At 38.6% G+C, this 12281-nt stretch carries 7 protein-coding genes and 1 tRNA gene; 5 read left to right on the top strand and 3 right to left on the bottom strand.

All coding sequences use genetic code 11. The features are described 5' to 3' along the window. A partial coding sequence (locus H6A27_RS11885) for an ATP-binding protein (RefSeq protein ID WP_204508824.1) occupies positions 1–485 on the top strand: 485 nt, incomplete at its 5' end. A 140-nt stretch (positions 486–625) separates the two neighbouring features. On the opposite strand, the gene H6A27_RS11880 is transcribed toward H6A27_RS11885, so the two are convergent. The 3 genes from H6A27_RS11880 to H6A27_RS11870 form a co-directional block, all read right to left on the bottom strand. Continuing rightward, entirely contained in the window at positions 626–1696 is a 1071-nt protein-coding gene (locus H6A27_RS11880) for an RES domain-containing protein (protein WP_204508823.1), read from the bottom strand. A 10-nt stretch (positions 1697–1706) separates the two neighbouring features. Beyond that, positions 1707–5354: a type IIG restriction enzyme/methyltransferase gene (locus H6A27_RS11875; RefSeq protein ID WP_204508822.1), complete on the bottom strand. Its 3648-nt coding sequence runs from the start codon at positions 5352–5354 to the stop codon at positions 1707–1709. 262 nt (positions 5355–5616) lie between these two features. Then, positions 5617–5690, bottom strand: a tRNA-Ile gene (locus H6A27_RS11870). A gap of 461 nt (positions 5691–6151) precedes the next feature. On the opposite strand from H6A27_RS11870, the gene H6A27_RS11865 reads away from it, so the two are divergent. From H6A27_RS11865 to H6A27_RS11850, 4 genes are read left to right on the top strand one after another with little or no spacing between them, the layout of a single operon-like run. Then, on the top strand, positions 6152–8782 hold the full coding sequence (locus H6A27_RS11865) for a calcium-translocating P-type ATPase, PMCA-type (protein WP_204508821.1): 2631 nt from the start codon (positions 6152–6154) through the stop codon (positions 8780–8782). An 18-nt stretch (positions 8783–8800) separates the two neighbouring features. Further along, positions 8801–9415, top strand: a complete 615-nt coding sequence (locus tag H6A27_RS11860; protein ID WP_204508820.1) for an HAD family hydrolase — start codon at positions 8801–8803, stop codon at positions 9413–9415. A gap of 5 nt (positions 9416–9420) precedes the next feature. Beyond that, the gene (locus tag H6A27_RS11855) at positions 9421–10344 is read left to right on the top strand and encodes a bifunctional riboflavin kinase/FAD synthetase (RefSeq protein ID WP_204508819.1); all 924 of its coding nucleotides are present in this window, start codon (positions 9421–9423) and stop codon (positions 10342–10344) included. 15 nt (positions 10345–10359) lie between these two features. Beyond that, positions 10360–12252, top strand: coding sequence for a DEAD/DEAH box helicase (locus H6A27_RS11850; RefSeq protein WP_204508818.1), 1893 nt, complete (start codon positions 10360–10362; stop codon positions 12250–12252). The last annotated feature ends 29 nt before the right edge of the window (positions 12253–12281 follow it).

Below are 12281 nucleotides of genomic sequence, written 5' to 3'. Positions count from 1 at the left end.
GTGACTATGTGAAAAACGGGGTGTCCATACTTATTACGGGAGCTTCCGGTACAGGTAAAAGCTGGTTGGGTACAGCGTTTGGTCATCAGGCCTGCATGAACGGATATAAAGTTGCTTATTATAACCTGTACAGGCTCTTCGAGGAAATAAGCCTTGCCCGCATATCCAGTACTCTGCATCGTTTCTTCGCCAAGCTGGCACAGACTGACCTGCTTATACTGGACGACTTCGGAATGAAAGTTCTTGACGGACAACAGTTGCTTGACTTTATGGAGATTATAGAAGACCGCCATGGACAAAAAGCTACGATCATCATATCACAACTGCCGGTTGCTAACTGGTACGATGTGATGAAAGGCAACACGACTGCAGCTGATGCAATATTAGACAGGCTGGTACACACAAGTGTGCGCTTCGAGCTACAAGGCAGCAGTTTACGTCAAAAAAGACATCAAAACTGCAACGTTACAGACGAAAATCAATAAATTTGCATCGCCATAGGTAAAGAGTATGAAAAGTGAACGGATATCACCGTTTTGGGTGAACGGATATCAACCGTTTTCAGCAATATTATCACTATTGCTTTCTATTAGGCCAGTTCACCATTGTAAAAAAACTATTAACATTAATAAGTTAAAGCTCCTCCTGTAATACCGCCTATTATAGATGAATGATATGTTAGCATTTTAGGATCTCTCATGTTTAAATATTTTTCCATAAGTCCAAATCTACTAACACTATATCTTTTTTGACCATTTTCTACAATGTTTATAAAAGCATTTGGCCTTTGATATTGAAGCTTTGCCCATGATACAGAATTCCAATATTCAAAAATTTCCATTAATTTAGGACATATACCTCCTTCAGATTTATAATCAAACGGTGGTATAGCATAATTGATAAAGATATCTATTTTATCACTTTCATTAAACATTAAATCTCTTTTATTCTTATGTACAGATTTATATTCAATTCCTAATATATCTGTTGTTACATTCTGGTTTCGATATTCAATTAGACATTCCATCAATAACTGTGGAACAATATATTCAGGAATGAATTTCTCTTTAGGATGGACAACTTCTAACGAAGAAGCCAGTAATAACGGAAAAGCTAATAAAATATTGTTATTTTGTACTGTTGCTTTACTAGACGGAGCTATCAAACTGATTAATCTTATGTTTTGTGTATTCTTGAATAAAGCAACGTTAGCATATTCAAGATTTCCCCGTCCAGTTTCTTCCCAACATCCATAAATTGATGATGATAAATATAATGTAGGGAAACCTGTTATGCTAAATCTTTCATTACCTACTAAATAGTTCTTGTCAAATGGAATATGATACATCTCATTTTTCTCATACTGAACATATTCTTGAGAATTCCTCATTCTATAAAATGCTTTTTTCCCAGTTTTATAATCTTTTATATCCAATCTAGATATACTATCATCTTTAAAATATGTAGTATATAATAAGTTAAAAGCCTCATTTCTCCTTCCTGATAATGACAAGTTGACAATCTTTATTAAACTATTGCATATATCTTCCAATGTCGAGGTTTCAATCTTTTCATCTTTCACCTTTTCTTTCAATACTCTAAAAAGAGCATTTAATCTTGTGACGATATTAGAATTTTTGTAGGAAAAATCCTCTTTTACCTTATTTATTTCATGAAATAAATCTTTAAATTGCATATTCCTTTAATTAAATCATACTTAAATCAACACCATACAGTTTACATACTTCCTGATCTATCTCTTGTGCAATGACACGACTTTCATCTTCATTACTAATAGCAGACATCATTTTTTCCGCATATCTATTCAATATATCCGGAAGTTGTTGTGGTATCGGTATTTGCATAAAATTATCCCAAATCAATTGGTAACCGTTCTGAATACGTGGGCAATATTCTGATATAAGCCACCAACCTATACGTGAACAAAGTAAAGCTAATAATGATTTATCTGAAACAGACAGGAACCACATGGAATCATTAAAAAATATATTATTTTCATCATAAATAAAACACGGCTTCACTTGAAACTTTTGATAAAATATTTTCGGTTCTGCAAATTTATCATAATATGCACAAGCTCTAAGCTCCCACCAATAATCACCTTTATCAGTTCTCTTCTTTGCCTTATTTTTGAAAGGTTCAAGTCTTTCTGATATCGCTGGGTAACTATTTTTAAACCATTCCCAAGCTTTTTCTTCAGCTGGTAATGGTTCTATATCTCTATTAATTCTCATGCCCTGTGCTGTAAATCCTTTGGGGATAAAAATAAGAAATGAGCCAGGAATTGCTTGTACATATGATTTCAATCCACGTCCCTGTAAAAAAGGACGAAGTACTTTTTTTGAAGTGACATCTTTGTTTATTATTTGATCTGCTTCTACTTTTGACAAAATAAAAGCACTTGACAAACCAGTCAAGATTCCTCTATAAGATTCTCCTCCCACATATTTACCTAAGGTTGACATTTGTTTCTTACATTTACTTATCATATCGAAACTATATCTGCTGGAAATAGTCCAAATACCATTATCAATTAAACTAGTTTCAAATACTTCATTACACTCTTCTATACTGTCAACTAAAGTCTCGGGATTAATTATATTAAGAAGAGAATGACTCAAAGTTCCTCGATTCTGTTCTTTCTTCATACGAATAATGCAAGTATAAGTAGTTGCATCTTCAAAAATCTGATTATTCCCAAAATCGATTAACTGATAAAGATTTTTATTCAAAAACAATTCACGTAATGGACGCCCATACTTCACCTTTTCCCATTTATTGGGAACAATATATGACAAATGACCTCCATTTCGTAATAGATGTAATCCTCTTTCAATAAATAATGTATATAAATCCCCTTGAGAATCATGAGTTTGGTAAGTTTTCTGGGTAATACCTTTTTCATCGATTCTATGCATACTTGCATAAATAGAGGAATCGACCTTCAATTTTTCTAAATTAATGTATGGTGGATTCCCAATTATTACATCAAATCCTTCAAATGTACCGTCATCACTCAAAACTTCAGGGAATTCTATCATCCATTCAAGCGTTTGCTTTTTAATATTATATTCATCCCTAAAATTAGCAGATATATTTTCCTCAAACAGATTGTATTGTCTTGTTGGCAATAATTTACTTTTAATTAACGTAATATTATCATTTACTTTTCTTTTGAGTGCTTTTGACCGGCAGCGTTTATACTCTCTTACATACCATTTATAATCTCGTATTGAAGCCTGAGCTCCATCTATATTATTAACTTTCCGGCCAATGCACACAGGATGATTTGATGCCAAAGAGTTTCCACATTTAATATTGATATCAATGTTAGGAAGTGTCTGCAACACACGCTTTCCATCTTCATTACGATAGTAGTATGCGTTTTTTAACAACTCTATCCAAAGACGCAACCTGCAAATTTCTACACTTTTAGGGTTTAAGTCTACACCGAATAAACAGTTTTCTATTATTTCTTGCTTTTCTTCAAACAATGCTTCTTGAATACGCTGGCTTGTAGTATCGGATGGATTATATTTAAAGTAATCACCATCCTCATCGGAAATTACTAGCTCATCCTGTTCTACACGTACATCATAATCTTTTATTCGTTTAGGCTGTTCTTGCCTGTCCTGTAAAACACCGAGTTCACTTTTAATTGCAATCAGTTCATTTAATGCAGAAACCAAAAAGTGCCCACTACCTACTGCTGGGTCACAGATCTTAATCGAATTAATTATTTGATTGGCTTCAATTCTAACTTCTCGCTGTCCGTATTCTATTCTATCTTTTAAATCTTCAAAATCAGCACAATTCCAACCTTTCAACTTATTAAATTTGTCAACGACTGCTCTACGCAATGTTTTATGGCAAATATATTGTGTTATATATCCAGGAGTAAAGAAAGAACCATCTTTATATCCATTAATCTTTTCAAATATAAGTCCTAATACAGATGCATTTATCAGGGTCTTACTATTTTCATGTATCAATGAATTTTCCGATGAATGTTCAGCGCCAAAATCATAGGCGTCCAAAAAAGACAGAAAGTAATCCAAAGTCTTTATTTTTCCTGTTCTTTTTCTACCCTTATCATCTTTTAATACAGTTTGTTTATATATTTCCATTTCCCCCAAACGAATACCACTGACAGCAAAATAAGTTTCTTCTATTTTTGACATTTCGAAAAGGGAACTATTAAGATAAGGTACGTTAGGGAATTGCATATCAAGTTCTTTTGAACGTTCCTTTAAGGGTTTGGCCAAAACCTTAAAAAACAAATCATTCAAACCGTCGTAATCGTTTATATGTTCTGTATTCAGAAATTTAACATCTGTATCTATATTAAATGACTTTAATTGGGATTCCAAAAGCTTCAGGAACAATACCCTATTTACCCATATCAAAACAAGTCCTAATGCAGTTTCAAAACGTTTTTCTTCATCAGTCACACTAGAATAATCTTCCAACTTTGCATAAGTCTGTTCCAATAGAGAATAATCCTGTTTATTTTCTTTCAAACGGATAATTTTATGCGTTTCTTTATCTACAATCTCTTCAACTCCCATAATATAGAGTAATTCTTTGTAGAAATTTTTATTTAATGTGTTATGATCTGACTTAAATGGCTGTTTTAATAAATGTACAGGTGAAAACAGCTTATATGCCGAAACGAAATATTTATTATTTAAAATATCTTCACTACCAATATTTTTTTCAAAACGCTTTAAGTCCAAATATGTAAACTGTAATTTGGATTCTATTTCTTCAACTTTAGGTTTAATAATAGCATTATAAATATAATCAGTATTATCTCCACCTGTATCAGCATTCAAAATATTTTGTACAAACTTTCTATCTTTAGCAAATAACTGATAAAAAAGTTTTTTCTCAAAAATGAAATATTCCCAACAGTTGGTTATAATTAAATGTTTAACATCAGTGTTCTTTTTTTGAATTTCTTCTCTTATGTAATATAAAACCAATTCATATAATGATTTTTTCTTTAAATCATTTATAGAAACCATATCTGGACGTGACGGTCCTTTAAATTCAAAAAGGACCATAGGATGTCCATTATGCAAATTCACATTAGAGTATATAGCAAGATCAGTTCTATAGTATGTATTAACCATATAACTGTTACCCTTATATAAACTCTGACTTAAAAAGTCTATTACTAAGTTTTTATTAAATTCCTCGCTTTCTGAAGGGTTTATTCGCATGAATAAAGTCTGCATTGCATTTCTAAAAGCCTGCAACTCATTCAATGAAACACTTTCTTTAAGATAAGCTTTTAAAACAGATTGATTGGGAGTTAATATCTTATACATTTTATAGTCAAATAAATTATATTGATACAAAAATAAAGAATAAATCGGAATTTAAATAGTACTCCACATAAATGATTTTAGAAGAGGTATTTACTGTAAATATTTGAAATGTAATTAACTGAATATAATAAATATATTTTCATAGCATATTATAGAGATTCATAGCAAAGGAAACTCTAACTCAAACAGTTTGTTTACGCATTGTTTACGCAAGCGCATAAAAAAAGCAGCTACGAAATTCGTAACTGCCTGATTTTCTTCGTGGACCAGCCAGGGCTTGAACCTGGGACCTCCAGATTATGAGTCTGTTGCTCTAACCAACTGAGCTACAAGTCCGGTAATCGCTTTATTTTCGATTGCGATGCAAAGGTAGCGTTTAATTTTTATTCTGCAAACTTTTGAAGAAAAAAAATGAAACTTTTTATTCTACAACGTACGCTTAATATGTCAAGCAATGAAATATAACGGCTGGAGAATAATAAATTTCGCATGAGAAATAAAAGCAAAACGCAAGAAAGGAAAAACAAAAATTACTATTCATATTTTATAAATACAAGCTATATTTATATAGATACAACTTATATCTTTATAAATACAAGTTGTATTTATAAAAACACAGTCTATATTTATAGATTTATTCAGCACAAAATATATTTTTATTACCCATCCCAGAGGTTTATTTTAAGGCAAATCCATGAACACACATTACGGATTAAGAAGTTTTTAAACTTACCACACATTAACTTCGGATATATTGTTGTATTTTTGCAGCGATTAATCGATTAAAAATTAAAGACATGTCACAGAAAATGAATGAAAATCATCTGCACGGACTTACTGACCAGGAGGTAATTGCCAGCCGTCAGAAATATGGGGAAAACTTGCTTACTCCTCCAAAACGTCCGTCTATCTGGAAACTTTATCTTGAAAAATTCCAAGACCCTGTCATCAGAGTTCTTCTGGTGGCTGCCGTTTTTTCACTTATCATATCGATTATAGAGAATGAATATGCCGAAACTATAGGTATCTTCTTCGCTATTTTTCTGGCTACAGGTATCGGATTCTACTTTGAATATGATGCCAACAAGAAGTTCGACCTTCTGAATGCCGTTGGCGAGGAAACCCCTGTCACCGTAATACGAAACGGTAAGGTAAAAGAAATTCCAAGAAAAGAAATCGTCGTGGGTGATATCGTGATTCTGAACACAGGTGACGAGATTCCTGCCGACGGAACACTGGTAGAAGCTGTTTCACTACAGGTGAACGAGGCGAGCCTTACCGGTGAGCTTATGGTAAACAAGACTACCGACCCTGAACATTTTGACGACGAGGCTACATATCCGTCGAATGCCGTAATGCGCGGTACTACCGTTACCGACGGACACGGAACGATGAAAGTTGACCGTGTGGGTGACGCTACAGAAATCGGTAAGGTGGCCCGCCAGTCTACAGAACAGAGCGACGAAAAGACTCCACTAAACATACAGCTGGAGAAACTTGCCAACCTGATTGGTAAGGTAGGTTTCACTATTGCCATACTCACTTTCGTGATTTTCACAGGTAAAGACCTTTATGCATATTTCACGGCCAATACAGTAGAGACCTGGGAACAGTGGCTTGAAGTGGCTCAGATTGTACTGAAATACTTCATGATGGCTGTAACGCTGATTGTTGTGGCTGTACCGGAAGGACTTCCTATGAGTGTGACACTGAGTCTTGCACTGAACATGCGCCGTATGCTGAAGACCAACAACCTTGTACGCAAGATGCATGCATGCGAAACCATGGGTGCCATCACTGTGATTTGTACAGACAAGACCGGTACTCTGACTCAGAACCTTATGCAGGTGCACGAAGCACAGGTGGACGAATCAAATCCTGAACTTGTGGCAGAAAGCATTGCCGTAAACTCTACCGCTTTTCTTGAAGAGAAAGCTGAAGGAGAAAAACCGTCGGGTGTGGGTAATCCTACAGAGGTTGCCTTGCTTTTGTGGCTCAACGGAAAGGGTGCCAACTATATCTCACTGCGCGAAAATGCTCATACAGTGAATCAGCTTACTTTCTCTACAGAGAGAAAATATATGGCTACACTCGTTGACTCACCAGTAATGAACAAACGTGTCCTATATATAAAAGGTGCGCCTGAAATAGTAATGTCAAAATGTTCATTAAGCAACGACAAAATCAAGGCTTACAACGAACAGCTTCTTGCCTACCAGAATAAGGCTATGCGTACTCTTGGACTTGCATACAGAATCATCCCTGAGGGAAAACCGGAAGACTGTGCCGAGCTTGTGGCTGAAGGCGGTATGACATTCCTCGGAATATTCGCAATCAGCGACCCTATACGTCCTGACGTGCCAGACGCTGTCAAGAAATGCCAGTCGGCTGGTATCAGCGTGAAGATTGTAACAGGCGACACTCCGGGAACAGCCACTGAAATTGCCCGTCAGATTGGTTTGTGGACTGAACACGATACCGAGCGCAACCGTATCACAGGTACCGACTTTGCCGCATTGAGCGACGAAGAGGCTCTCGAAAGAGTTCTTGACATCAAGGTGATGAGCCGTGCGCGTCCTATGGACAAGCAGCGTCTGGTACAGTTGCTACAGCAAAAGGGTGCGGTAGTGGCAGTTACGGGCGACGGAACAAACGATGCTCCAGCCTTGAACCATGCCCAGGTAGGTCTGTCTATGGGTACAGGTACATCTGTAGCTAAAGAAGCCAGCGACATCACTCTGCTCGACGATTCATTCCACAGTATAGCAACAGCCGTAATGTGGGGACGTTCGCTCTACAAGAACATTCAGCGTTTCATCGTGTTCCAGCTTACCATCAATGTAGTGGCATTGCTTAGCGTCCTCCTCGGAGCATTCTTCGGTTCCGCCCTTCCGCTCACCGTAACACAGATGCTTTGGGTGAACCTGATTATGGATACATTTGCCGCCATGGCTCTGGCTTCCATCTCTCCAAGCATGGACGTTATGAACGAAAAGCCCCGCAAGCGTACCGATTTCATCATCAGCAAGGCTATGCAAAGCAATATTTTCATAACCGGAGCATGTTTCCTTGCCGTATTATTGGGTATAATGGCTTATATGAACAATTCTGCCGCAGGAATGGATGTTCATAACCTGACAATATTCTTCACCATGTTTGTGATGCTCCAGTTCTGGAATCTGTTCAATGCCAGCGTATTCGGAACAAACCACTCTATCTTCAAAGATGCCGGACATGCGCTTGGTATGCTCAGTGTGGCACTGATAATCCTTGTCGGCCAGTTCCTGATAGTAACTTTCGGCGGTAAAGTATTCCGTACGGAGCCACTTCCACTCATGGAATGGGTTTATATTATAGGCGGAACTTCTATTGTACTTTGGATTGGCGAAATCTGGAGAGGTATAAAGAGAATGGGAGCCAAAAGATAATTGACAAGGTTTTAAAATATGGATTCAAAAATCAAAAATATAATATTCGACTGGGGTGGCGTTCTTATCGACGTCACCTTAGACAGATTTCTCACCGAATGCAATGCCGTAGGCATCAGCTTCAAGGAAAATGAAATTACAGGTACGCACAAAGCGGGATTCTTCCTTGAATACGAGCTTGGCAAAATTTCTGACGAGGAATTGCGTAATGAGTTGCGCAGCAGGGCAGGCAGGAATATTCCGGACGCGGAACTCGACCGTATATGGAACACTATGATTGAAAGAGTTCCTGAAGAAAAACTTGAACTGCTTTGCAGGCTGAAGGATAAATACAACCTGTATATACTTAGCAATACGAACGCCATACATTGGGATAATGTAGCGCCGGAAGTATTCAGCTATAAGGGCTTGGGTATAGATGATTTCTTCAAGAAAGTATTCCTCTCGCATGAAATGCACCTTGCCAAACCGGACACCGCAATTTATCAGAAGGCACTGTCTGAGGCAGGAATCAAGGCAGAAGAAACAATGTTCATCGACGACTCAAAGGTGAACTGCGACGCAGCACAATCGGTAGGTATAAATGCCGTACATTACATTCCGGGAGAAGACCTCTCGCTGATTTTCAAATAACAAAAATGAAGTTTATAGAAGAATACGATAAAACCGACATACAGCCATGCGCGGCAACAATAGGATGCTTCGACGGAGTACACACCGGACACCGTTACCTGGTAAAACAGGTTCGCGACATTGCCGATGAGAAAGGTCTGAAGGGTGCCCTTATCACATTTCCTGTACATCCGCGTCAGGTAATGCAGGCAGACTATATGCCGGAACTGTTATCGTGTCCTGCTCAAAAGACTTCACTCATAAGTTCTCTTGATGCCGATTACTGCATAGTCCTCCCTTTCACTAAGGAATTGTCACGACTTACTGCGCGCGAGTTTATGGAACTTCTGTACAGCAGATACAACGTCCGTGCTTTGGTTATTGGCTATGACCATCGTTTCGGGCATAACCGTACAGAAACATTCGAGGATTATTGCCGCTACGGACAGGAGCTTGGAATGTCGGTAATAAAGGCAGAGCCTCTGAAATGCGGCATCACAGACACTTTCATCAGTTCGTCCGCCATAAGAAAACTGCTTAAATGTGGCGATGTGGTTACGGCAAACCGCTTCCTGGGATATAACTACTATATTGACGGTACAGTGACTGACGGACACAAGATAGGACGGAAAATCGGCTTCCCTACTGCAAATATCATTCCTTCATGTCCGGAAAAACTAATACCGGAGAACGGAGTTTATGCAGTACGAGTACCAATAGACAATACAGTTTACAAAGGGATGCTGAACATAGGCAACCGCCCTACCCTGAACAATGGCAGCAACATAAGCATCGAAGTACATATAATCGACTTCAGCGGTGATATATATCATCATCCTTTAAGGATTGAGTTTATCAGCAGAATAAGACAGGAGATAAAGTTTGCCTCAATGGAAGAGTTGATAGAACAACTTGAAAAAGACAAGACGATAATATCAAAAATAGAATAATTTTAATAACAACAAATGAAGACATTCGAAGAATTAGGCGTTTCCGAAGAAATACGCAGGGCGATAGAAGAAATGGGATATGAGTATCCTATGCCCGTACAGGAAGAAGTTATACCGTATTTATTAGGAAACGGAAATGACGTAGTGGCTCTGGCACAAACCGGAACCGGAAAAACAGCCGCATTTGGTCTGCCGCTGATACAGAAAATTAATCTTGATGAATGTGTACCGCAAGCACTGGTGCTCTGCCCTACACGAGAACTGTGCCTGCAGATAGCAGGTGACCTTACTGACTATTCAAAATATATTTCAGATCTTAAGATATTACCTGTCTATGGAGGTTCATCCATAGAAAGCCAAATCAGAAGCCTGAAGAAAGGTGTACATATCATAGTGGCTACTCCGGGACGACTCATCGACCTTATGGAGCGCAAAGTGGCCCGCCTTGAAACTATCAGAGACGTAGTGATGGACGAAGCCGACGAGATGCTCAACATGGGATTCACCGAAAGTATCAATGCCATACTGGAAAAAGTGCCGGAGGACCGCAACACTCTGATGTTCTCTGCCACAATGAGTCCCGAAATCTCACGCATAGCAAAGACATACCTGCATAATGCCAAGGAAATAACCATAGGAACAAAGAACGAGGGTAGCAAGAACGTTAACCATATAGCATATATCGTACACGCAAAGGACAAATATCTCGCGCTGAAACGTATCGTGGATTACTATCCGCAGATTTACGGTATCATCTTCTGCCGCACACGAATCGAGACCCAGGAAATAGCCGACAAGCTGATACAGGACGGATATAACGCCGACTCCCTTCACGGCGAGCTGAGCCAGGCACAACGTGACCTCGTTATGCAGAAGTTCCGCCAGCGTCATCTGCAGTTGCTTGTCGCTACAGACGTTGCAGCACGCGGACTTGACGTGAACGACCTTACCCACGTTATCAACTATGCCCTGCCTGACGATACGGAAAGTTATACCCACCGAAGCGGGCGTACAGGCCGTGCGGGAAAGACAGGTATCTCTATCGCCATAATCAATATGCGCGAGAAGGGAAAGATGCGTGAGATAGAGCGTATCATCAACAAGAAGTTCACAATAGGAACTCTCCCGGCCGGAAAAGAGATTTGCGAGCAGCAGCTCATCAAGGTTATAGACGACATAGAGAAAGTCAAGGTAAACGAGGAAGATATCGAAGCATTCCTTCCAAGCATATACCGTAAGTTTGAATGGTTGAGCAAGGAAGACCTTATCAAGCGTGTGGTATCAATGGAGTTCAACCGATTCCTTGAATATTACCGTAACGCACCTGAGATAGAACAGCCTAAGGCAAGCGAGAAAGAAAAAGCTGACAAGCCACGCAAGGATCGCGGCAGCGACAAGGAAAAGACTGCACGCAAAGCTGAAAAAGGTTACGCACGCCTATTCCTCAACATGGGTAAGACAGACGGTTTCTATGCTAACCAGATTATTGAACTTATAAACCGAAACACTAAGAAAGAACGAATACAGATTGGTCGTATAGACCTGATGCAGAACTTCTCATTCTTCGAAGTGGCAGAGCAACAGGCCGACATCGTAATAAAGGCTCTTAACAAAGTAACGCTGAAAGGTAAACGTATTATCGTTGAAATTGCCGGCGAGAACAACGGCAAGAGCGACAAGAGCGGTAAGAAACGTGACTCAAAAGCTTCTAAAGAAAAGAAAGAAACTCCTGCAAAAGAAAAGAAAGCCTCAAAGAAAGAAAAGCCAAGCCGTGAGGAACGCGGATACACATCAGCACGTGGTCCAAAGCACAAAGACGACTGGAAACAATTCTTCATCCATGACAATGATTCTTCAAATCCGGGATTCGACGATGCCGGAATGGGCAAGAAGAAAAAGAAAAAATAAATCATCCTGACTAAAAGACAAAATGCGCA

Source organism: Bacteroides caecigallinarum (genome assembly GCF_016902295.1).
Classification (GTDB): Bacteria; Bacteroidota; Bacteroidia; order Bacteroidales; family Bacteroidaceae; genus Phocaeicola; species Phocaeicola caecigallinarum_A.
Note: the sequence above shows the minus strand (reverse complement) of the source record. Positions and strands in the feature narration are given on the sequence as shown.

Bases quoted from the DNA above. Each gene is read 5' to 3' on its own strand.
- H6A27_RS11855 (WP_204508819.1), top strand. From the start codon at position 9,421: ATGAAGTTTATAGAAGAATACGATAAAACCGACATACAGCCATGCGCG.
- H6A27_RS11880 (WP_204508823.1), bottom strand. From the start codon at position 1,696: ATGCAATTTAAAGATTTATTTCATGAAATAAATAAGGTAAAAGAGGAT.
- H6A27_RS11850 (WP_204508818.1), top strand. From the start codon at position 10,360: ATGAAGACATTCGAAGAATTAGGCGTTTCCGAAGAAATACGCAGGGCG.
- H6A27_RS11875 (WP_204508822.1), bottom strand. From the start codon at position 5,354: ATGTATAAGATATTAACTCCCAATCAATCTGTTTTAAAAGCTTATCTT.
- H6A27_RS11865 (WP_204508821.1), top strand. From the start codon at position 6,152: ATGTCACAGAAAATGAATGAAAATCATCTGCACGGACTTACTGACCAG.
- H6A27_RS11860 (WP_204508820.1), top strand. From the start codon at position 8,801: ATGGATTCAAAAATCAAAAATATAATATTCGACTGGGGTGGCGTTCTT.